Source organism: Actinacidiphila polyblastidii, from assembly GCF_036353415.1.
Taxonomy (GTDB): Bacteria; Actinomycetota; Actinomycetes; order Streptomycetales; family Streptomycetaceae; genus Actinacidiphila; species Actinacidiphila polyblastidii.
The window spans coordinates 123,755-144,517 of the sequence record NZ_JAZEWV010000010.1 but is presented as its reverse complement, the minus strand read 5'-3'; the positions used below and the strand labels follow the sequence as shown (position 1 = coordinate 144,517).

At 74.0% G+C, this 20,763-nt stretch carries 18 protein-coding genes; 6 read left to right on the top strand and 12 right to left on the bottom strand.

What is annotated here, in order from left to right:
- Positions 1–204 precede the first annotated feature (204 nt).
- Together V2S66_RS15125 and V2S66_RS15120 are read right to left on the bottom strand one after the other, a co-directional pair.
- Positions 205–1,380, bottom strand: coding sequence for a CapA family protein (locus tag V2S66_RS15125; protein WP_330795565.1), 1,176 nt, complete (start codon positions 1,378–1,380; stop codon positions 205–207).
- Positions 1,381–1,422: 42 nt separating this feature from the next.
- Positions 1,423–2,535 carry a ferritin-like domain-containing protein gene (locus V2S66_RS15120; RefSeq protein ID WP_330795563.1) on the bottom strand — a complete coding sequence of 371 codons (1,113 nt, stop codon included), beginning with the start codon at positions 2,533–2,535 and terminating at the stop codon, positions 1,423–1,425.
- A 94-nt stretch (positions 2,536–2,629) separates the two neighbouring features.
- Here V2S66_RS15120 and V2S66_RS15115 point away from each other — a divergent pair, with 94 nt between their 5' ends.
- A complete protein-coding gene (locus V2S66_RS15115) occupies positions 2,630–3,523 on the top strand; it encodes an AurF N-oxygenase family protein (RefSeq protein WP_330795562.1) in 894 nt (297 codons plus the stop codon).
- 39 nt (positions 3,524–3,562) lie between these two features.
- Here V2S66_RS15115 and V2S66_RS15110 read toward each other — a convergent pair whose 3' ends face one another.
- On the bottom strand, positions 3,563–4,339 hold the full coding sequence (locus tag V2S66_RS15110; RefSeq protein ID WP_330795560.1) for a TetR/AcrR family transcriptional regulator: 777 nt from the start codon (positions 4,337–4,339) through the stop codon (positions 3,563–3,565).
- A gap of 106 nt (positions 4,340–4,445) precedes the next feature.
- On the opposite strand from V2S66_RS15110, the gene V2S66_RS15105 reads away from it, so the two are divergent.
- Together V2S66_RS15105 and V2S66_RS15100 are read left to right on the top strand one after the other, a co-directional pair.
- Positions 4,446–4,697, top strand: a complete 252-nt coding sequence (locus V2S66_RS15105) for a hypothetical protein (protein ID WP_330795558.1) — start codon at positions 4,446–4,448, stop codon at positions 4,695–4,697.
- Positions 4,698–4,810: 113 nt separating this feature from the next.
- Positions 4,811–6,451, top strand: a complete 1,641-nt coding sequence (locus V2S66_RS15100; RefSeq protein WP_330795557.1) for a chitinase — start codon at positions 4,811–4,813, stop codon at positions 6,449–6,451.
- Positions 6,452–6,977: 526 nt separating this feature from the next.
- Here V2S66_RS15100 and V2S66_RS15095 read toward each other — a convergent pair.
- The 3 genes from V2S66_RS15095 to V2S66_RS15085 all read right to left on the bottom strand — a co-directional run bounded on the left by V2S66_RS15095 (position 6,978) and on the right by V2S66_RS15085 (position 9,530).
- Positions 6,978–7,709: a DUF7873 family protein gene (locus V2S66_RS15095; protein WP_330795555.1), complete on the bottom strand. Its 732-nt coding sequence runs from the start codon at positions 7,707–7,709 to the stop codon at positions 6,978–6,980.
- Positions 7,710–7,773: 64 nt separating this feature from the next.
- The gene (locus V2S66_RS15090; RefSeq protein WP_330795553.1) at positions 7,774–8,733 is read right to left on the bottom strand and encodes an RNA polymerase subunit sigma-70; all 960 of its coding nucleotides are present in this window, start codon (positions 8,731–8,733) and stop codon (positions 7,774–7,776) included.
- A gap of 8 nt (positions 8,734–8,741) precedes the next feature.
- Positions 8,742–9,530, bottom strand: coding sequence for an SDR family NAD(P)-dependent oxidoreductase (locus V2S66_RS15085; protein ID WP_330795551.1), 789 nt, complete (start codon positions 9,528–9,530; stop codon positions 8,742–8,744).
- A 188-nt stretch (positions 9,531–9,718) separates the two neighbouring features.
- Here V2S66_RS15085 and V2S66_RS15080 point away from each other — a divergent pair, with 188 nt between their 5' ends.
- The gene (locus tag V2S66_RS15080; RefSeq protein ID WP_330795549.1) at positions 9,719–10,915 is read left to right on the top strand and encodes a C40 family peptidase; all 1,197 of its coding nucleotides are present in this window, start codon (positions 9,719–9,721) and stop codon (positions 10,913–10,915) included.
- Positions 10,916–10,993: 78 nt separating this feature from the next.
- On the opposite strand, the gene V2S66_RS15075 is transcribed toward V2S66_RS15080, so the two are convergent.
- The 4 genes from V2S66_RS15075 to V2S66_RS15060 are packed head-to-tail and all read right to left on the bottom strand — an operon-like array spanning position 10,994 to position 15,390.
- Positions 10,994–11,602, bottom strand: a complete 609-nt coding sequence (locus tag V2S66_RS15075; protein ID WP_330795547.1) for a GTP-binding protein — start codon at positions 11,600–11,602, stop codon at positions 10,994–10,996.
- The gene (locus tag V2S66_RS15070; protein ID WP_330795546.1) at positions 11,583–12,023 is read right to left on the bottom strand and encodes a DUF742 domain-containing protein; all 441 of its coding nucleotides are present in this window, start codon (positions 12,021–12,023) and stop codon (positions 11,583–11,585) included. The genes V2S66_RS15075 and V2S66_RS15070 overlap by 20 nt, the downstream gene beginning before the upstream one ends.
- Positions 12,023–12,547, bottom strand: a complete 525-nt coding sequence (locus V2S66_RS15065) for a roadblock/LC7 domain-containing protein (protein WP_413966400.1) — start codon at positions 12,545–12,547, stop codon at positions 12,023–12,025. The genes V2S66_RS15070 and V2S66_RS15065 overlap by 1 nt, the downstream gene beginning before the upstream one ends.
- Positions 12,544–15,390, bottom strand: coding sequence for a sensor histidine kinase (locus tag V2S66_RS15060; protein ID WP_330795544.1), 2,847 nt, complete (start codon positions 15,388–15,390; stop codon positions 12,544–12,546). Before V2S66_RS15060 ends, V2S66_RS15065 begins: the two co-directional genes overlap by 4 nt.
- A 310-nt stretch (positions 15,391–15,700) precedes the next feature.
- Here V2S66_RS15060 and V2S66_RS15055 point away from each other — a divergent pair, with 310 nt between their 5' ends.
- On the top strand, positions 15,701–16,477 hold the full coding sequence (locus V2S66_RS15055; protein WP_330795542.1) for a hypothetical protein: 777 nt from the start codon (positions 15,701–15,703) through the stop codon (positions 16,475–16,477).
- 37 nt (positions 16,478–16,514) lie between these two features.
- Here V2S66_RS15055 and V2S66_RS15050 read toward each other — a convergent pair whose 3' ends face one another.
- Positions 16,515–17,006 carry a MarR family winged helix-turn-helix transcriptional regulator gene (locus V2S66_RS15050; RefSeq protein ID WP_413966399.1) on the bottom strand — a complete coding sequence of 164 codons (492 nt, stop codon included), beginning with the start codon at positions 17,004–17,006 and terminating at the stop codon, positions 16,515–16,517.
- 211 nt (positions 17,007–17,217) lie between these two features.
- Here V2S66_RS15050 and V2S66_RS15045 point away from each other — a divergent pair, with 211 nt between their 5' ends.
- Positions 17,218–18,096 carry a lysozyme gene (locus tag V2S66_RS15045; protein ID WP_330795540.1) on the top strand — a complete coding sequence of 293 codons (879 nt, stop codon included), beginning with the start codon at positions 17,218–17,220 and terminating at the stop codon, positions 18,094–18,096.
- Between the two features lie 90 nt (positions 18,097–18,186).
- Here the strand turns inward: V2S66_RS15045 and lon are convergent, their stop codons facing one another.
- Positions 18,187–20,619: an endopeptidase La gene (gene lon, locus V2S66_RS15040; protein ID WP_330795539.1), complete on the bottom strand. Its 2,433-nt coding sequence runs from the start codon at positions 20,617–20,619 to the stop codon at positions 18,187–18,189.
- Positions 20,620–20,763 lie beyond the last annotated feature (144 nt).

The following is a 20,763-nucleotide window of genomic DNA, read 5'->3' as shown; positions in this document are numbered from 1 at the left end:
CCCGCGGACCCGCGCGGACCCCGCAGATCGGTCGGCTCATCTGATCTGCGCACGAAGAGATGCGACGGCCCAGGATACGGTTCCGTGTCCGGTGCCGAGACGGCCGGCTGTTGCAGAATCAGGACGTCGGGACGCGTCGGAGCACGTCGGGGCACGGGGGCGGATGTGCGGGGGCGGCGGGCCCGGGTTCGGACGCGGGGGCGGTCAGGGAGCCGCCGACAGGCCGGTGCAGGTGCGGAGTTGGGCGAGCCGGTCGGTGATGCGGCGGCCGGCGGCGCCCGTCTGCGGCTCGGCGACGCCCGAGGAGTCGACGAGGGCGGGTGTGAACCGGGCCCCTGCGACGCGGCCGTGGCGGACGGTGAGCGTGGTCACGCCGGTCTCGTCGGAGTGCGGGTAGGGCGAGGACCCGTACCAGAGGAAGTTGCCGAAGCCGTAGCCGACGAAGGTCGGGCCGAGCATGCCGGAGCCGAGCATCACGTGCGCGTGGGTGCCGACGACCGCGGTGGCGCCGGCCGCGGACAGCTCGGCGGCCAGTGACTTCTGCTCGGCGCCGGGGCAGCTCTGGCCCTCGGTGCCCCAGTGCAGGTAGACCACGACGACGTCGGCCCGCGCCTTGGCGCTCCTGACCGCGGCCAGCAGCCGCGGCCGGTCGAGGGCCGAGGCTATGCCGGGTCTGCCGGGCCCGGCGCGCCAGTTCTCGTTGGTGATGTCGTCGACCTGGCTGGCCGCGACGACTGCGAGCCGGACGCCGTTGGCGGTGGTGCGGTACGGCGCGTACGCCTCGGTGTCGTCGGCGCCGATGCCGATCACCGGGATCGGCGAGGCGTGCTTGGCGGCGAGGCTGTCGGCCAGGCCCTGGGCGCCGTAGTCGACGGAGTGGTTGTTCGCCATGGTGACCGCGTCGACGCCGGAGCCCTGGAGCGCGCCGAGCGCCCGCGGCGTCGTACGGAAGTGGTAGATCTTCGGCTGCGGGGCGCCGCGGTCGGTGATCGCGGACTCCAGGTTGACCATCGCGAAGTCGGCGGCGGACAGCGCGCCGGACATCGGGCCGAGCGCGGGGTCGGCGGTGAGCCGGGCGGCGGTGCGCTCGGTGAAGTGCACGTCGCCCGCGAAGGCGAGGGTGATGGTGCCGGGCGGCTCCGCGCGGCGGGTGGCGGACGGCGCCGCGCCGGACGCGGCGGAGGAGGCGGAGGCGGACGGGACCGGGCCGGCCGTCCGGCCGGCGGCCGCGTCGGCGGGGCTGCCGCCGCGGCCGGGCAGCAGCAGGAACGCGGCCAGCGCGGCGGCGAGCACACCGGCCCCGGCGACCGCGGTGTTCCTGCGGCGGCGGCGCTGCCTGGCGCGACGGGCCGCACGCCGCGATCCCGCTCCCTCGTTCATCGGACAAGCGTACGATGCACCCCTTGCGCGCGCCCGGGGCGGTCAGCCGGACGTGGCCGCGCCCTCCGCGACGGCCTGCTCGACCTCGGCGACGCGGGCCTGCTCCTCCTGCGCGAAGCGCTCCGCGTCCAGCCGCAGGGCGACCTCCTCGTCCTCGGCCATCAGCAGGTCGAGGTTGGAGTCGCCGAGGTCGAAGACCCCCATGTCCAGGTACGCCTTCTGCAGCCGCGGCCCCCACAGGCCGATGTCCTTCACGCACGGCACGATCCGGCTGAACAGCAGCTTCCTGAACAGGTGCAGGAACTCCGACTTCTCGGTCAGCTCGGCGGCCTCCGCGGTCGGGATGCCGAAGTTCTCCAGCACCTCGACGCCGCGCAGCCGGTCCCGCATCAGGTAGCAGCCCTCGATCACGAACTCCTCGCGCTCGCGCAGTTCGGCGTCGGACAGCTGCTGGTAGTGGTCGCGCAGCGCCATCCGCCCGAAGGCCACGTGCCGGGCCTCGTCCTGCATGACGTAGGCGAGGATCTGCCGCGGCAGCGGCTTGGTGGTGGTGTCGCGGATCATGCCGAAGGCGGCCAGCGCCAGGCCCTCGATGAGCACCTGCATGCCGAGGTAGGGCATGTCCCAGCGGGAGTCGCGCAGGGTGTCGCCGAGCAGCGCCTGCAGGTTGTCGTTGACCGGGTAGAGCATGCCGATCTTGTCCCGCAGGAAGCGGCCGTAGATCTCGGCGTGCCGGGCCTCGTCCATGGTCTGGGTGGCGGAGTAGAACTTCGCGTCCAGGTCGGGCGCGGACTCCACGATCCGGGCCGCGCACACCATCGCGCCCTGCTCGCCGTGCAGGAACTGGCTGAACTGCCAGGAGGTGTAGTGCTGTCGCAGCAGTCCGCGGTCGCGCTCGCTCATGGCGTCCCAGTACCGGGTGCCGTAGAGCGACATCGCCTCGTCCGGGGTGCCGAGCGGGTCGTACGGGTCGACCTCCAGGTCCCAGTCGATCCTGCGGACCGCGTCCCACTGCTTGTCCTTGCCCTTCTGGTAGAGGGCGAGCAGGCGGTCCCGGCCGTCGTCGTACTCCCAGGAGAATCGGGCCGAGCCCTGCGCGGGGACCTGCCAACTCCACTCGGCCGGCTGCTGCGTGTAGAGATCCTGCGACGACATCGGGCGGCTCCCGGGGTCTTGACGAGCTTGTTGACACAGAGTCTCATAAGGCGGGTACCCGTGGTAACCCCCTTGCGCCGGAGGCATTTTCGGTATGGACGCCGCACTGATCGACCGCGAGAGGACCGCGGAACGGCTGCTCGCCGCCTCCGCGAAACACTCCTTCGACCCGGACACCGAGCTGGACTGGGAGGCGCCCTTCGAGGAGGGCAAGTGGTTCTGGCCGCCTGAGCTGGTGTCCCTCTACGACACCCCGCTGTGGCACCGGATGCCGCTGGAGCAGCAGATCGAGCTGAGCCGGCACGAGGTCGCCTCGCTCTGCTCGATCGGGGTGTGGTTCGAGACGATCCTGATGCAGCTGCTGCTGCGGCACACCTACGACCAGGAGCCGACCTCGGCGCACGTGGCGTACGCGCTGACCGAGATCGCCGACGAGTGCCGGCACTCCAAGATGTTCGCCCGCGCGGTGACCAAGATGGGCACGCCGACCTACCGGCCGTCCCGGCTCGACCACACGCTGGGCCGGGCGATGAAGACCGTGTCCACCACGCCGGGCTCGTTCACCGGCACGCTGCTCGCCGAGGAGATCCTCGACTGGATGCAGCGGCTGACCTTCCCCGACGAGCGGGTGCAGCCGTTCATCGCCGGCGTGGCCCGCATCCACGTCGTCGAGGAGTCCCGGCACATCCGCTACGCCCGCGAGGAGCTGCGCCGGCAGATGCGGACCGCGCCGCGCTGGGAGATCGCGCTCACCCGCCTCTCGGGCGGCCAGGCGGCCCGCGTCATCGCCCGCGCGCTGATCAGCCCGCAGGTCTACGCCTCGGTGGGGCTCGACCCGGCCGAGGCGGTCGCCGCCGCCCGCAACAGCCCGCACCGGCGCGAGGTGCTGCGGCAGTCGGCCAAGCGGCTGATGGACTTCTTCGACGAGGTCGGCATGTTCCACGGACCCGCCGAGCGGCTGTGGCGGGCGTCGGGCCTGCTGGGATAGGGCCGCGCCGGGAGCGGGGCGCGGGATCGGGCCGCGGGGTCAGCCGCCGGGGCGGTCCGCGCCGTCGCCGGGCGGGTCCGCGCCGTCGCCGGGCGGCTTCGCGAGGTGGGCGACCAGCGGCGCCAGCGGGGCGAGCCGGCGGACCAGCACGCCGGCCGGGCTGTCCGGGGTCTCCTCGGCGAGCGCAGGAGCCGCGGCGTCCGCGGTCTCCTGGTCCCGGGCGGCGGTGACCAGCAGCAGCGCGGTGAACTGGTCGACCAGCCAGTCCCGTACGTCCGCCCGCGGCGGGCGCTTGCCCTCGTCCAGCCAGATCAGCGACACCGCCTCGACCGAGGCGATCCACGCCCTGACCATGGTGGCCAGCCGGGGGCCCGGCCTGGCCACCCCCAGATGGTGCAGCACCTGCTGGACCGCGCGGCGCCGCACGCCGTCCACGACCGCCCCGGTGCGGCCGTCGCCGGCGACGCCGCCGCCGCGCATCAGGGCGGCGTAGGCGGCGTCGTGCTCGTCGACGTAGTCCAGGTAGCGGTCGAGCACGTCGGCCAGCCGCCGGGTCGGCGCGCCCTGCGGCGCGACCGCGAAGCGCCCGATCAGCTCCTGGGCGGCGCCCTGGATCGCGGCCTCGTACAACTGCTGCTTGCCGCCGGGGAAGTAGCGGTACACCAGCGGCCGGGAGACCCCGGCGGCCGCCGCCACGTCGTCCACCGAGACGTCCTCCGGGCGACGGTGCCCGAAGAGGTCGACCGCGGCCGTGAGGAGCTGGGTGCGGCGTGCCTCGACGCTCATCCGCCGGTACGCCGGAGCCTCGCTGCTCATGTCCGCAGGGTAGCCGGTCGCCGGGCCCGCCGATCTCTTCCTGCTTGTCCGAAGCCTGCCGCCGCCCGGTCGCGCGCGCCGCGCGGGCGCGTGACAGGGTGGGGGCGTGCGACATGAGGAGACGGAGTTCGTCGGCGGGCCGCTGGACGGCCGGGTGCTGGAGGTCATGGTCGGGATGACCGGCCAGCCGCCGCGCGCGTACAGCGTGCCGGTGCCCGGCGCCGCGGGCGAGCCGGGCGTGACGTACGTCTACCACCGGCAGCCGGGCACTTCCCGGCGCACCCGCTGGGTGTTCGTCTACGACCCCGAGGGCAAGCGGCCGCCGGGCCCCCGGTGGCCGTGGAGCAAACGCCCCTGAAACCACCCGAGTCGCCACGGGAACTGGTCCGGACCATTGACACGATTGGTCTGGACCTGTTTGCTGCGCGGTGACATGCTCATGCGCCCTCTGGACAGAAGGAGCATCCCCCCATGCTCACCGCACCGAGACCCGCTCCGCGCAGGAGATCCCTGGTCGCCGCCTCCGCCGCGCTCGCCGGAGCCGTGGCCGTCGGCGGCCTCGTCGCCCTCGCGCCGACCGCCAACGCGGGCGAGTTCCTGACCAACGGCGGCTTCGAGACCGGCAGCCTGTCCGGCTGGACCTGCGACGCGGGCAGCTCGGCCGTCACCGGCCAGGCCCACAGCGGGACTTACGCCCTCCAGGCCACCCCGGGCGCGAGCTCGACAGGCCAGTGCAAGCAGACCGTCAGCGTCGCGGCGAACACCACGTACACGCTCACCGCGCAGGTCAAGGGCTCGTACGTCTACCTCGGCGTGGACGGCGGCACCAGCACCTGGACGCCCGCCACCAGCGGCGGTTACGCCCAGCTCAGCGTCTCCTTCACCACCGGCGCGAGCCAGACCAGCGCCGCGGTGTACGTGCACGGCTGGTACGGGCAGCCCGCGTACGACGCCGACGACATCTCGCTCCAGGGCCCCGGCGGCGGGACCACCACCCCGCCGACCACGCCGCCCACCACCCCGCCGACGACGCCCCCGACGACGCCGCCCACCACGCCCCCGACCACCCCGCCGACCTCACCGCCCCCCGGCGGCGGGCTGCCCACCCACGCGCTGGTCGGCTACCTGCACGAGACCTTCGCCAACGGCTCCGGCTACACCCGGCTGGCCGACGTGCCGAGCAGCTGGGACATCATCGACCTGGCCTTCGGCGAGACCAGCTCGCCGACCTCCGGCAGCATCCACTTCAACCGCTGCTCGGTCAGCGAGTGCCCCTCGGTGGAGTCCGACGCGGACTTCAAGGCCGCGATCAAGGCCAAGCAGGCCGCGGGCAAGAAGGTCCTGCTGTCCATCGGCGGCGCCAACGGCGAGGTGCAGCTGACCACGGCGGCGGCCCGCGACGCCTTCGTCTCCTCGGTCAGCGGGATCATCGACCAGTGGGGCCTGAACGGCGTCGACATCGACTTCGAGGGCCACTCGCTCTCCCTCAACACCGGCGACACCGACTTCAAGAACCCGACCACCCCGGTCGTCGTCAACCTCATCTCGGCGCTGAAGTCGCTCAAGGCGAAGTACGGCAGCGGCTTCGTGCTGACGATGGCGCCCGAGACCTTCTTCGTGCAGATGGGCTACCAGTTCTACGGCTCCGGGCCGTTCGGCGGCCAGGACCCGCGGTGCGGCGCGTACCTGCCGGTGATCTACGCGCTCCGCAACGACCTGACGATGCTGCACGTCCAGGACTACAACTCCGGGCCGATCATGGGCCTGGACAACCAGTACCACACCATGGGCGGCGCGGACTTCCACATCGCGATGACCGACATGCTGCTCACCGGGTTCCCGGTGGCCGGCAACACCGCGAACATGTTCCCCGCGCTCGCCCCCTCCCAGGTCGGCATCGGCCTGCCGGCCGACGTCAACGCGGGCAACGGCTACACCGCGCCGGCCGCGGTCGACCAGGCGCTCGACTGCCTCACCAAGAGGACCAACTGCGGCGGCTACGCCCCCCACGGCAGCTGGCCCGCCCTGCGCGGCCTGATGACCTGGTCGATCAACTGGGACAAGTTCTCGAACTGGGAGTTCGCGAACAACTTCCACAGCTACTTCGGCTGACGCCCGGGTAGCACCCGCGAACGCGTACGGCCTGGTCCCCGAGGGCGGTGGCCGGGCCGTACGCTTGCGCGGCTCCGCGCCCGCCCGCCGCGGCTGAACCTTCCCGGTCACCGCGCGAGCCGCGGGCCGGAGCGTGACGGAGCCCGGGAGCATGTCCAGCTCCCGGGCTCCAGCTTGCCACCCATTTGCGCACACCGACGGCGTTTAAGAGTCGCGGGTCACGTTGAGATCGACGTGTTCTGCCTTTGAACTACAGCGCCACGAGAGAGGCGCCGGGGGGACTTGAACCCCCATCCGTCGATGTTCGCCCACGCTCGGTCGATCCGGTGTTCGGCGGCGAATACTGAGACTGGAGCGAGAATCTGAGTTTCACGGGGCCGCCTCTGCCAGGCTTGGGCCACCCCCGCACGCGGTGCGGGGAGAGGGATTCGAACCCCCAACTGACACCCCTTCATCAGCTTCGACATCAGTTTCAGCTTGCGCTCATCGCGCACCCTCCGCTCGCGACGGAGGGCGTATGCGGGGGCTACCGGAAGAGATAGCCGAACACCGCGTCGCCGACCCGCTGGTCGGTGACCTCGGTGCTGTTCGCCTCCTCGCGGGCGAACTTGACGGCCTGCTGGAGCTTCTCGACGCGGTCGAGCAGCTCGTTGACCCGCCGGGCGGGCAGCGCGCCGGAGAACTTCACCGTGGTCCAGTAACCGACCGGCACGTCCTCGTAGTACACCTCGACCTGCGCCGGGTGCTTCTCCGTGGCCTCGGCCTTCACGTGGTTGCGTGGAACCTTCTTCGTGCGGATGGTCCGCACCGGGTCCGTCTTCCACGAGTCCGTCGAGGGGTCCAGATTCCACGACTCGGAGGCGTCGAGCACCGGCAGCTTGCGCACGAAGGTGTGCAGGTCGGTGAGTTGCTTCTCCAGGAACAGCAGGTACGGGACCGGCACCTGCGGCAGCAGCACCGTACCGTCGACCACCACGTCCGCGACCGCGGACCGGTTCGCCCAGTCCTTCGTCGCGGTCACGTCGAAGAGCCGCGTCAGCGTCCCTGCCGTCGTGCGCAGAGCGTCCTCGGCCTTGATCTGCACCCGCGTGGCCTCGGGCGGGAGCTGCTCGCCCTCCTCGTCCTTGGGCTGGTAGGTCCGGGAGATGCCGGCCAGCAGGGCGGGCTTCTGCACGTCCTGGTGAGCCTGGGTGAGCTCCTGGAGGGCCTTGGACTTGACGCCCTTTTCGACGGCGATGATCTGATTCAGCTTCGGCACACGGCGAAACCTAACAGCCCCGCGTCGCACGCACATCCGATAAACGCCTTCCCCTCCCTTCGGCTCAGAGGGTCGGCGGCAGGCCGAAGGCGGGGAAGAGCTCCGGGCCGAAGGTGGTGATCTCGGCGATCCGACCACCCGCGATCCGCAGCACGTCGAACTTGAAGGCGCGGTGCACCTGGTCGCCCGGCGCGCGCAGATAGCTCGCCGCGGTCGGCATCCGGTTGGCCCGGGTCGGGACCAGCCGCCAGTTCCCGGCCAGTTCGGGCCCGAAGGCGCGTGCCATCAGCGCGGCCAGCTCGTCGACGCCCTGGAAGCACCTCGGGTGCGGCGGCATCGTCACCCGGATGTCCTTGGCCGAGATGGCGAGCGCCGCGGCCGTGTTCCCGCTCTCGTGCGCCGCGATGAACGCGTCCAGCAACTCCCGCTCGACCGCGCTGGTCTCCCCCGCGCTCCAGTCCGCACGCCGCTGCGGCAACCGCTCGCGCATGCTCGTACGGGCCCGCTGCAGCGCGCTGTTGGCCGCCGCGACCGACGTGCCCAGCATGTCCGCGCACTCCGCGGCCGGCCGGCCCAGCACGTCCCGGGCCACGAAGACCGCCCGCTGCCTGGCCGGCAGCACCTGGAGGGCGGCCAGGAAGGCCAGTTCGATGGTCTCGCGGTCCACCGCCACCGCGTCCGGCTCCTCGCCGGCCGGGGCGATCTCGTCGAGCCGGCCGTCGGGGTACGGCTGCAGCCAGGGCACCTCGGCGAAGGAGGACGGCTCGGTCAGCCGCCGGGACAGCCGCCGCAGCTGGTCCAGGCAGACGTTGGTGGCGATCTTGTACAGCCAGGCCCGCGGCTGCTCGCCCTGGAAGGAGTCCTGCGCCTTCCAGGCGCGCAGCAGCGTCTCCTGCACCGCGTCCTCGGCCTCGTCGTACGAGGCGAGCATCCGGTAGCAGTGCACGTGCAGTTCGCGGCGGTACGGAACGCACCGTGCGGCGAAGTCCTGGTCCGTGTGCGGGACCTCGGTCGCGGGGGTCATGCCCCTGCCTACCGCAGAACCAGGCCCGCCGTCACGTTCAGCACCGTCCCGGTGAGGCCGGCCGCGCGGTCGGAGGCGAGGAACGCCGCGGTCGCCGCCACGTCCGCGACCCGCGGGGTACGGCCCAGCACCGACATCGCGGCGATCCCGGCGAGCGCGGCCTCCGGCTCCGGCGCGTTCGCGCCCGCCACCCGCGCGAGCTTCTCCCGGGTGAGCGTCCCGGCGACGCCCGCGGTCCACATCCCGCACACCCGCACGCCCTGCCGGCCGGTCTCGGCGGCCAGGTAGCGCATGAAGGTCTCCACCGCGGCGTCGGCCGGCCCGGTGCTGCCCATGCCGGGCATGGCGCCGTGCGCGGAACCGGAGTTGAGGTGCAGGATCACACCGGAACCCTGCGCGGCCATCCGGCGGGCGGCCGCGCGGGCGGTGAGGAAAGCGCTGCGCAGGCCGTTGTCGACCGCGCGCAGCAGGTCGTCGGCGGTCATCGCGAGCAGCGGGACGCCCTGGACGTCGCCGCGGGTGGTCAGGTTGAAGGAGACGTCGACCCGCCCGGTCTCGGCGACCACCCGCGCCAGGTGGTCCTCGACCGCCTGCTCGTCCAGCGCGTCCAGCACCGCCGCGTCCGCTCGGCCGCCGGCCGCGGTGATCGCCGCGGCCGCCTCCCGCAGCGGTCCCTCGGTGCGGCCCGCCAGGTACACCCGGGCGCCCTCCCGGGCGAACTCGGCGCCCACCGCGGCTCCGAGGCTGCCGCCCCCGCCGTAGACCACTGCCGTCTTTCCGTCGAGCATCGCGTCCATGTCCGCCTCCGAGCGGTTCCGCGGCGCCCCGTGCGCCGCTGTTCACCGGGTAGAACGGGGTGGGCCGGAAAAACTCATCGGTTCTGGAGGGACGACTGAATTTCACCCCGGTGGGGGTGTCGAAGATATGACGAAGCGTGACATCATCGCGACGGCCGAGGTGTTACCCATGGGTACGGAGGTACGGGATGTCGAGGGCCGACAGGCGGGCGCGGCGCAACGACCGGCAGGACCGCGGGGTGCGGGTCCGCCCCGCCGCGATGTGCGCCGGTGTCCTGTGCGCGGGCACCCTGCTGCTCGCGGCCCTCGCGCCGCAGGCCGCCGCCACGCCCTACGACCCGCCGTCGCAGCCCGCGGTCCCGCTGACCACGCTGCTGTCCCGGCTGCAGAACCTCTACCTGCAGACGGAGTCGGCCACCGAGTCGTACAACCAGGCCCGGCAGATCGCCGACACTCAGCGCGCCCAGGCCGCGGCCGTCGACGGGCAGCTCGCCGACCAGCGGGTCGCGGTCGCCGCGAGCCGCGACCAGGTCGCGGTGCTCGCCAACCGGATGTACCAGCAGGGCGGCGTCTCGCCCTACCTCGCGCTGCTCTCCGGCCGGACCCCGCAGGACTTCTTCGGGCAGCGGCACGTGCTGGACCGGGCGGCCGCCCACCAGAAGCAGGTGCTCGCGGGGCTGACCGCGGGCGAGGCCCGGCTGGCCGCCCTCAACACCCGGGCGCAGCAGGCCCTGGACCGGGCGCAGCGCGCCGAGACCGTGCAGGCGGCGAGGAGGACCCAGGTCGAGAACGGCCTACGGCAGGTCGAGGAGACCCTCGCCGGGCTGACCGGCGTCCAGGTCCAGGAGCTCCAGACGCTGGAGCAGCAGGGCGAGGACAAGTCCCAGCAGGACTTCATGGACGCCAAGCCGCTCGGCGACGACCCGGCGCTGCGCGCCCCCTCCGCGCTCGGCGACCGCGCGCTGGACTTCGCCTTCCGGCAGCTCGGCAAGCCCTACGTGTGGGGTGCCCAGGGCCCGGACGCCTTCGACTGCTCGGGCCTGACCTCGCAGGCGTGGGCGCACGCCGGCACCGTCATCCCGCGCACCAGCCAGGAGCAGTGGGCGCAGCTGCCCCGCGTCCCGCTCGCCCTGCTCCGCCCCGGCGACCTGGTGGTCTACTTCGCGCAGGCCACCCACGTCGCCCTCTACATCGGCGACGGCCTGGTCATCCAGGCGCCCCGCCCCGGCTCGTTCGTGAAGGTGTCCCCGATCGCCGCGAACCCGGTCCTCGGCGCGGTCCGCCCCGACATGGGCGCCCAGCCCCTCCCCCACTACACCCCGCGCCCCGTCCCGAAGTCCGCCGAGCAGCCCACCCCCCTGACCCCGCCGGCCACCCCCGAGTAGGGGCCGCCCCGGACGGGACCGGACCGGCACCGACCACCCCCACCGGCCGGAACCACCGCACACCGCCCCGGCGGAGCCTCAGAGCGGCTGCTCGTTCATCGCGTGCGCGACCAGCGCCAGCAGCGCCTCGATCACGGAGTACCGCTTGCGCGCGTCGATGATCAGCACCGGGATGTGCGCCGGGACCGCCAGCGCCTCGCGGACGTCGTCCGAGGTGTACGCGGCGGTGCCCTCGAACTGGTTGACCGCGACGGTGTACGGCAGCCCGGTGCCCTCGAAGTAGTCGAGCGCGGGGAAGCAGTCCGCGAGCCTGCGGGTGTCGGCGAGCACCACCGCGCCTATCGCGCCGCGCACCAGGTCGTCCCACATGAACCAGAACCTCTGCTGGCCCGGCGTGCCGAACACGTAGAGCACCAGGTCGCGTTCCAGGGTGATGCGGCCGAAGTCCATGGCGACCGTGGTGGTCGTCTTGTCCGGGGTGGCAGCGAGGTCGTCGAGCGCCTCGCTGGCCTGCGTCATGACCGCTTCCGTGGTCAGCGGGGAGATCTCGGACACGGCGCCGACGAAGGTCGTCTTGCCCACGCCGAAGCCGCCCGCGACCACGATCTTCGTGGAGACCGGCGCGCGGTCGCGGTCGGTCTGCCAGTCCTGCAGGCCTTCCTGCTGTTCAAAGCCCGCGAAGTCCACTGAGCACCCTTTCGAGCAGCGCGCGGTCGGGGCAGCCGGGCCCGTGCCCGGTGCCGTACACGCGGATTCTTCCCTGGTCGGCCAAGTCGCTGATCAGGACCCGGACGACTCCGAGCGGTATCCGCAGCAGCGCGGAGACCTCGGCCACCGACCGTGTTCCACGGCACAGTTCGACGATCGCGCGCAACTCCGGCATGACCCGCTCGGCCCACCCGCCCCCGCCTGCGGCGCGGACCGGCGGTTCGTCCGGACGCTCGATCGTAGCCACGAATGTCTCGACCGGCAGCATGTGCCCGGTTCGGGTTCGTCCGCCGGTCAGAGCGTACGGCCGGACCCTGGAGGTCCTGGCGTCGGCCCCGCGGTCCGCGGCGGGTGCCGCGGCAGGGCCGGCGCCGGCGGGCGCGTACGGCAGTCGGACCATCAGCCGGCGGTCTCCATGGCCTGCCGCAGCTCGCCGCGCAGCGCCGGGGTGAGGACGTGGCCGGCCCGGCCGACGAAGAGCGCCATGTGGTAGGCGACCACGCTGATATCGGAGTCCGCCGAGGTGTGCACGCCGAGCAGCGAGCCGTCGCTGATCGACATCACCACCAGCATCCCGCCGTCCATCGCGACGGTGGTCTGCCGCACCCGGCCGCCGTCCATCAGCCGGGCCGCGCCGACGGTCAGCGAGGCCAGCCCGGAGACGACCGCGGCCAGGTCCATCCGCGTCTCGACCGGACGCGCGGCGCCGCCGTCCGGTCCTGACGCGGGCAGGGACGGCGGCCCCGCTGCCGAACTGAGCAGCAGCAGGCCGTCGGAGGACACGACGGCGACGGACCGCGCGCCGGGCACCTCCTCGACGAAGTTCTCCAGCAGCCACCGGAGGTCGCGGGCCCCGTGGCTCATGTCCGCGGCGGGATCGGGGGTGGTGCCCGTGCCGGGCGTGCAGGTGTGGACCGCGCTCATGGGCGGGTCGCCTCCTCGGTTTCTACGGTGACGGTTTCGCCCGTGGCCCCGGGCCCGGGGGTGTGGCGAACGCGGAACGGGCCCGTCCCGCCGGAGATCTCGCGTTCCGCGTCGCGGCGGCCCGCGTCCAGCCCGCGCTGGAGGCCGCCGAGCGTGCGGCGCAGCGCCTCGGCGTCCACCGGCCCGGCACGCCGCCGCTCCTGCGGCCGCCCGGCCCGCCCCCCGGCCTCCCCCGGCACCGGCCCGCCCCCACGCGGCACCCGCCGCGGCAGCCCAGCCGGCCCAGGACCGGGCCCCGCCTCGGGTACGGACCCGGGCACGAGCCCCGCCGCGGGCGTCGGTACGGGCCTGGAGACCAGCCGCGGCCCGGACACGGAACCCGGACCGGGGTCCGGTGACGGCCCGGGATCGAAGACGGGTGCGGGCCCGAGCGCGGAGAACGGTGCGGGCACGGGACCGGACACCGGATCGGGCACGAGCCCCGCCGCGGGCGTCGGTACGGACCCGGGCGCGAGCCCGGACCCGGGCACGAGCCCCGCCGCGGGCGCCGGTACGGGCCTGGAGACCAGCCGCGGCCCGGACACGGAACCCGGACGGGGGTCCGCGCCGGAGACCGGTGCGGACCCCGGATCGGGCCCGGGGGCCGGTACCGGAGCGGGTCCGGAGACGGACATGTGTCCGGTGACCGCCGCGGGCCAGGACACGGGCCCGGACACCGGCGCGGGCCCGAACACGGGCAGAGGCCCGGACACCGGCGCGGGCCCGGCGGGCGGGTGGCCGGACGCTGCGGGAGCGAACGGCTCGGGACGGCCCACCGGCTGGTGGTCCGCGGGCCGTTCGGCGGCAACGGCAGAGGTCGAGGCGGTCGGCGAAGCCGACACCGCGGGGGGCCGGCCGGCGCGAGGGGCGGGGAAACCCGCCAGGGGACCCGCCGGGGCGCCGCCGGCGAAGGCCGAGTCGCCGGCGGCCGGCCCGAACGCCTCCTCGGGCCCGACCGAGGCGACCAGCAGCCGCGGCAGCACGACCACCGCGGTGGTGCCGCCGTCCGGACGCGGCCGCAACTGCACCCGCACGGCGTGCCGGTGGGCCAGCCGGGCCACCACGTACAGCCCCATCCCCGACACGGCGCTCGGCGGCGCCGGATCGGCGTCCGCGAGCAGCTCGTTGAACGCGTCGAGGCGTCCCGCCGGCACCCCGACCCCGGTGTCCTCGACCGACAGGATCACCTCGCCGTTCTCCAGCAGCCAGCCCGAGACCTGGACCCCGGCGGTCGGGTCGGAGAAGGCCGCGGCGTTGTCGAGGAGTTCGGCCAGCAGGTGGGCGACGTCGTCGGCGGCCCGGCCGGCCACCCGCGCCTCGGGCATCTCGCCGACCCCGATCCGCGCGTACTCCTCGATCTCGGAGACCGCCGCGCGCGCCACGTCCACCAGCGGCACCGGCCGGGCCGTCGCGCCGTGGCTGTGCTCGGTGCCGGTGAGCACCAGCAGGTTCTCGCTGTTGCGGCGCATCCGGGTGGCCAGGTGGTCGAGCCGGAAGAGGGTGTCCAGCCGGTCCGGGTCCTGCTCGTGCACCTCCAGGCCCTCGATCAGGGCGAGTTGGCGTTCGACCAGGCCGAGGGTGCGCAGTGAGAGGTTGACGTAGGTGATCTGCTGGGCGTTGCGTGCGGCGGCCGCGCCGAGCCGGCGGGCGATGTCGTCGCGGCTGCGCTGGAGTTCGTCCCTGGTGCGCAGCAGGCCCTCGCGCTCGGCGGCCAGCGCGGTGCCGACGCCTGCCGCCGCGGTGCGCTCCGCGGTGACCTCGTGGACGCGGCCGCGCAGCGCCTGCGCCTCGTGGGTCAGCGCGTTGACGCGGCGGGCGACCGCCGCGAACTCGTCGGCGCCGACCACCCGCGCGCCCTGCCCGCTCTCCGGGTCGGCGCGCGACCAGCGGTGCAGCGCGGCCAGCGGCCGGGTGACGCTGCGGAACAGGTTGACCAGGATGCCGACGACCAGCAGCAGGCACAGGGCGGCGAGCGCGGCGCGCAGTTCGAGCACGGTGACCCGGTGGTCGCGGTCGGCGGCGGCGTCCTGCGCCTCGTCGGTGGCCGCGGACGCCTCGACGCTGCGCATCAGCGCGATCCGGGCGGTCAGCGCGTTCTGCACCGCGGCGGCTGCGAGCGCCCGGTCGGCGTGGTCGAGCGCGGGTCCGTCCAGCAGCCGGGTCAGGTCGCGGTCGGCCGCGGCGGTGTCGGCGCCGGTCACGGTCTGGTCGTACCGGGCGCGCAGCGGCGCGGCGGCGACGGCGTCGAAGTCGGCGAGCGCGGCCTGCTCCTGGAGGCGGGCGACGCGGGCGGCGGCGACCAGGGCCTGCTGCCCGCCGCCCGCGGTGAGGGCGGCGACGAGGTCGCCGCGCTGCACGGCGGCGGCGTCGGCGGCGCGGCCGAGGGGCGCGGTGGACGGTCCGGCGAGCCGGTCGAGCGCGTCGATCAGCGGCTGGTAGGCGGCGGCGACCCGCTGCGGGCCGCCGGCGCCGGAGAGCGCCCGATGGCGTACGGCGTCCAGGCCGCGCAGGGCGCCGCGCACGTCGGCGGGCGCGCCGGGCAGCACGTCGGCGACCTGCCGGTCGGTGCGGGCCCGGTCGGCGGCGGACAGCCCGGAGCCCGCGGCGCCGCCGGGGACGGCGGCGCGGACGGTGAGGCCGTCCCGCTCGTCGGCGAGGGTGTGGGCGAGCACGGTGGCGCGCGCGGCCAGGCGCGCCGCCGACGCCTTGTCCTGGGCGGCCGACAGATCGCCCGCGGCCAGGGCCACGCCGGGAGCGGCGGCGGCCAGCACGGTGGCCGCGCAGATCAGCAGCGCGCCGAACATGCGCTGTCTGACCCGGCGTTCGCGGCGGGGCGCACGGCGTTCACGCAAAGGACGGCTCGCAATCGCGTCTCGGGCGGGCCGGGGAGGGATGCCTCCCCGGGAATGTGCAGAGTTCGTTCCGACCCTGGCAGCCCCCTCGGCGGCGGAGCCAGACGTCCCCCGCTCGGACACTCGAACGAGTGAATCCTTCACGTGTCTTCAGCGACAATTCCGGCGTCCCCGCGGGCGGTCGGCGCGCGTCCGGCGGTCGCGGCGGGGTCGTCGCGAGGTGGGTGCGGGGCCGGCGGCGGGGGCCGGGCAGACTGGGCACATGCGGATCGAGACGGCGAGCGAACCGGGACGGCCGGACGTGCCCAACGAGGACTTCGTGGGCGTGGCCCTGCCGGCGGCGGGGGCGGGCGGCTGCCTGGTGGTGCTGGACGGTGTGACGCCGCCGCCGGACGGCCGGACCGGGTGCGTGCACTCGGTTCCCTGGTTCACCGCGCGGCTGGGTGGGGCGCTGCTGGAGTCGGCCGTCGCACGCCGGGACCTGGCGCTCGGGGAGTGCCTGGGGGTGGCGATCGCCCGCACCGCGGACGCCCACCGGACCGTCTGTGATCTTTCTCACCCGATGACGCCGCAGGCCACAGTGGTCGCGGCGCGCTGGGACGCGGACGCGCTCGACCACCTCGTGCTGTCCGACTCGGTGCTGCTGCTGGACCCCGCGGACGGCGGCGGGGTGCGCGCGGTGCTCGACGACCGGATCGACCGGCTGCGCGCCCAGGGCGTGCGGGTGGCGCCGCTGCGCAACCGCGAGGGCGGCTTCTTCACCGCCGCGGCCGACCCCGCGGTCACCGCGCGCGCGGTGACCGGCAGCACCCCGCGCGGGTCGGTACGGGCGCTGGCCGCGCTGACCGACGGCGCCGCGCGCGCGGTGGAGGTGTTCGGCGCGGACGACTGGGCCGGGACGTTCGGGCTGCTGCGCAAGGCGGGTCCGGAGGCGCTGATCGCCCGGGTGCGCGCCCTGGAGGACGCCGACCCGCAGGGCGCCGCGGTCCCGCGCGGCAAGCCGTACGACGACGCGACGGCCCTGCTCGTCGAGTTCTGACGCGACCTCTGACGCGACCGTCCGCCGGGCGGCCGCGTCAGAGGTCGTTGAGCTTGTGCAGCAGCCGGGAGAGTTCGGCGATCTCCTCGTGGTCCCACGCGCCGAGCTGCGCGAGGTAGCGCTCGCGGCGGGCCGAGCGCACCCGGGAGAAGCGGGCGCGGCCCTCGTCGCTGAGCCGCATCAGGTAGGCGCGGCCGTCCGCCGGGTCCTGCTCGCGGGTGACGAGGCCGAGCAGCTCCAGCGCCCGCAGCTGCCGGCTCATGGTGGCCTTGCCGACGCCGAAGTAGGCGGCGAGGTCGGTGGCCCGCTCGGGCTCGGCCTCGGCGAGCCGGACCAGCAGGCCGTACGCGCCGGGTTCCAACTCGGGGTGGACCGCCCTGGCGAGGTCGCCGGAGACCGCGCGGGCCCGCCGGAAGAGCACGGTCAGCTCCCGCTCCAGGGTGTCCGCCGGGCCCGCGGCGGCCTCACCGGGGCGACCTGCCGCCGGACCGGAACGAGCGTCCGGCGCCGCTCCGTTGCCTTCCGCCACTCTGTCCCCGCTTTCAACGCCTGAAAGTTTTCTTCACCCACGGTGGTTTCCGCAGCACGTCAAGTATTTCGCAGGCGTAGACCAAAGGCGTTTCCAGGGGCTCTTTCCCCGTGTGTGGCACGACCGTACCTTCACTCCTGTCATGGCCATTCCATCCCACCGCAGGCCATGTGCAGGACCACCGCCGAACCACCCCCACCTGGAGGCACGCATGTCCCACGGAGGCTTCTCCGTCGTGCACGGCACCCACGGCTCGGCCCGGACCAGGCTCGCCGTGCTGGCCGGATTCCTTCTCACCCTGTGCGCCCTCGTCGTGGCCGCGCCCGGCACCGCGAGCGCCGCGGCCCCCACGCCGAGCCAGGGCCGGCTGACCCACCCCGAACTGGACTGGATGGGCTCCACCGTCAGGTCCCACGAGGGCTCCGGCTCCTCCGCCGGCTCGACCGCCGTGACGCCGATGGCGGCCCAGACGCCCGGCATGGACGTCTCCGGTTACCAGGGCAACGTCGCCTGGTCCACCGCCTGGGCCAACGGCGCGAAGTTCGTGTACGTCAAGGCCACCGAGAGCACCACGTACACCAACCCGTACTTCGCCCAGCAGTACAACGGGTCCTACAACGTGGGCATGATCCGCGGCTCCTACCACTTCGCCACCCCCGACACCTCCGGCGGCGCCACCCAGGCCGACTACTTCATCGCGCACGGCGGCGGCTGGTCGGCCGACGGCAAGACGCTGCCGGGCGCGCTCGACATCGAGTACAACCCCTACGGCGCCACCTGCTACGGGCTGAGCCAGGCGAGCATGGTCAGCTGGATCCACGCCTTCGCCAACGAGTACCACAGCCGCGAGGGCGTGTACCCGGTCATCTACTCGACCTACGACTGGTGGTCGACCTGCACCGGCAACAACAGCGGCTTCGCCGCCACCAGCCCGTTCTGGATCGCCAAGTACACCTCCACCGCGGGCACCCTGCCGGCCGGCTACGGCTACTACACCTTCTGGCAGCACGCGGACTCCGGGGTCTTCCCCGGCGACCAGGACTACTTCAACGGCGACACCAGCCGCCTCCAGGCCCTCGCGCTGGGCTGACCGCGCGGCGCGAGCCGCCGCGGGACGCGCCGAGGGGCGCGGGGAACCGTCCGGTTCCCCGCGCCCCTCGCGCCTCGCCCCACGCACCGCCTACGCGGCGACCGGCATCCGGCCCGCCGGGCTCTCGGCCGGCTCCAGCGCCAGCTTCAGCACCTGGCGCACGTCGCTGACCGGGTGGACCTCCAGCGCCTCCAGGATCTCGGCCGGGACGTCGTCCAGGTCGGGCTCGTTGCGCTTCGGGATGATCACCGTGGTGACCCCGGCCCGGTGCGCCGCCAGCAGCTTCTGCTTGACGCCGCCGATCGGCAGCACCCGGCCGGTCAGCGACACCTCACCGGTCATCGCCACGTCGGTGCGCACCCGCTGCCCGGACAGCAGCGACGCCAGCGCGGTCGTCATCGTCACGCCCGCGCTCGGCCCGTCCTTGGGGACGGCGCCGGCCGGCACGTGCAGGTGCACGCCGCGGTCCTTCAGATCGCCGACCGGCAGCTCCAGTTCGGCGCCGTGCGAGCGCAGGAAGGAGAGCGCGATCTGCGCCGACTCCTTCATCACGTCGCCCAGCTGGCCGGTCAGCTGCAGGCCCGAGCCGCCGGTCTCCGGATCGGCCAGCGACGCCTCGATGTAGAGGACGTCGCCGCCCGCGCCGGTGACCGCCAGGCCGGTGGCCACGCCGGGCACCGCGGTCCGCCGCTCCTCCGGGTCCTGCGCGGCCTCGGGTACGTGGTGCGGCCGCCCGATCAGCGCCCGCAGGTCGTCCGCGCCGACGGTGAACGGCAGTTCCTGGTCGCCCAGTTCGTGCCGCGCCGCGATCTTGCGCAGGATCCGGGCGATGGTCCGCTCCAGGGTGCGCACGCCCGCCTCACGGGTGTACTCGCCGGCGAGCCTGCGGAACGCGTCCTCCTCCAGCGTCACCTCGTCCCCGTCGAGCCCCGCGCGCTCCAGCTGCCGGGGCAGCAGGTGGTCGCGGGCGATGACGACCTTCTCGTCCTCGGTGTAGCCGTCCAGCCTGACCAGCTCCATCCGGTCCAGCAGCGGCTCGGGGATCGCCTCCAGGACGTTGGCGGTGGCCAGGAAGACCACGTCGGACAGGTCGAGTTCGACTTCCAGGTAGTGGTCGCGGAAGGTGTGGTTCTGCGCCGGGTCGAGGACTTCGAGCAGCGCGGCCGCCGGGTCGCCCCGGTAGTCGGAGCCGACCTTGTCGATCTCGTCGAGCAGCACCACCGGGTTCATCGACCCGGCCTCCTTGATCGCCCGCACGATCCGGCCGGGCAGCGCGCCCACGTACGTCCTGCGGTGGCCGCGGATCTCCGCCTCGTCCCGTACGCCGCCGAGCGCCACCCGGACGAACTCGCGGCCCATCGCGCGGGCCACCGACTCGCCCAGCGAGGTCTTGCCGACGCCGGGCGGGCCGACCAGCGCGAGCACCGCGCCGCCGCGGCGGCCGCCGACCACGCCGAGACCGCGCTCGGCGCGGCGCTTGCGGACCGCCAGGTACTCGGTGATGCGCTCCTTGACGTCCTCCAGCCCGGAGTGGTCGGCGTCCAGCACCGCGCGGGCGCCGGCCACGTCGTAGGTGTCCTCGGTGGTGGTGTTCCACGGCAGTTCGAGGACGGTGTCCAGCCAGGTGCGGATCCACGAGCCCTCGGGGGAGGCGTCGGAGGAGCGCTCCAGCTTCTCGACCTCCTTCAGTGCGGCCTCGCGGACCGCCTCCGGCAGGTCGGCGGCCTCGACGCGGGCCCGGTAGTCGTCCGTCTCGTTGTCCGGGTCGCCGTTCAGCTCGGCCAGTTCCTTGCGGACCGCCTCCAGCTGCTGGCGCAGCAGGAACTCGCGCTGCTGCTTCTCCATGCCCTCCTGGACGTCCTTGCGGATGGTCTCGGCGACGTCCTGCTCGGCCAGGTGGTCGCGCAGCCGCTGGATGGCCAGCCGCAGCCGGGCCACCGGGTCGGCGGTCTCCAGCAGCTCGATGCGCTGCTCGGCGGTGAGGAACGGGGAATAACCGGAGTTGTCCGCGAGCTGACCGACGTCGTCGATCTGCTGCACCCGGTCCACCACCTGCCAGGCGCCGCGCTTGCGGAGCCAGCTGGTGGCCAGGGCCTTGTACTCCTTCATCAGCTCGGCGACGGCGCCGGGCGACTCGGCGGGCGCGGGCTCCTCGACCAGCGTGGCCTCGACCCACAGCGCCGCGCCGGGGCCGGTGGTGCCGGCGCCGATGCGCACGCGGGCGCGGCCGCGGATGACCGCGCCGGGGTCGCCGTCGGACAGCCGGCCCACCTGCTCGACGGTGCCGAGTGTGCCGACCGCGGCGTACGCGCCGTCCACCCGCGGCACCAGCAGCACCCGGGGCTTGCCCGCCCCCGACCCGCTGCCGGCGCCGCCGGAAGCGGCGCTCTGCGCGGCCTCGACGGCGGCGCGCACCTCGGGGTCGGTGAGGTCGAGCGGGACGACCATGCCGGGCAGGACGACCTCCTCGTCCAGGGGCAGGACGGGGAGGGTGAGGTTGGAACTCTTCGGCTCAGACGCCATGATCGCTCCCTAAGCAAGCAAGTTGAGTACGACCCACTCAACCTCTGCCCCCGCCCCGGTGTTCCCGACCCCCTGTTCGCCCTCAGCGATCGCCCGGGACCGCCCGGGACCGCGGCGGCGAAAAGGGCAGGCGGCCGGGCGGCG

Bases quoted from the DNA above. Each gene is read 5' to 3' on its own strand.
- V2S66_RS15045 (WP_330795540.1), top strand. From the start codon at position 17,218: ATGTCCCACGGAGGCTTCTCCGTCGTGCACGGCACCCACGGCTCGGCC.
- V2S66_RS15055 (WP_330795542.1), top strand. From the start codon at position 15,701: ATGCGGATCGAGACGGCGAGCGAACCGGGACGGCCGGACGTGCCCAAC.
- V2S66_RS15120 (WP_330795563.1), bottom strand. From the start codon at position 2,535: ATGTCGTCGCAGGATCTCTACACGCAGCAGCCGGCCGAGTGGAGTTGG.
- V2S66_RS15110 (WP_330795560.1), bottom strand. From the start codon at position 4,339: ATGAGCAGCGAGGCTCCGGCGTACCGGCGGATGAGCGTCGAGGCACGC.
- V2S66_RS15070 (WP_330795546.1), bottom strand. From the start codon at position 12,023: ATGGTCCGACTGCCGTACGCGCCCGCCGGCGCCGGCCCTGCCGCGGCA.
- lon (WP_330795539.1), bottom strand. From the start codon at position 20,619: ATGGCGTCTGAGCCGAAGAGTTCCAACCTCACCCTCCCCGTCCTGCCC.
- V2S66_RS15085 (WP_330795551.1), bottom strand. From the start codon at position 9,530: ATGGACGCGATGCTCGACGGAAAGACGGCAGTGGTCTACGGCGGGGGC.
- V2S66_RS15115 (WP_330795562.1), top strand. From the start codon at position 2,630: ATGGACGCCGCACTGATCGACCGCGAGAGGACCGCGGAACGGCTGCTC.
- V2S66_RS15090 (WP_330795553.1), bottom strand. From the start codon at position 8,733: ATGACCCCCGCGACCGAGGTCCCGCACACGGACCAGGACTTCGCCGCA.
- V2S66_RS15060 (WP_330795544.1), bottom strand. From the start codon at position 15,390: ATGTTCGGCGCGCTGCTGATCTGCGCGGCCACCGTGCTGGCCGCCGCC.
- V2S66_RS15100 (WP_330795557.1), top strand. From the start codon at position 4,811: ATGCTCACCGCACCGAGACCCGCTCCGCGCAGGAGATCCCTGGTCGCC.
- V2S66_RS15080 (WP_330795549.1), top strand. From the start codon at position 9,719: ATGTCGAGGGCCGACAGGCGGGCGCGGCGCAACGACCGGCAGGACCGC.
- V2S66_RS15125 (WP_330795565.1), bottom strand. From the start codon at position 1,380: ATGAACGAGGGAGCGGGATCGCGGCGTGCGGCCCGTCGCGCCAGGCAG.
- V2S66_RS15065 (WP_413966400.1), bottom strand. From the start codon at position 12,547: ATGAGCGCGGTCCACACCTGCACGCCCGGCACGGGCACCACCCCCGAT.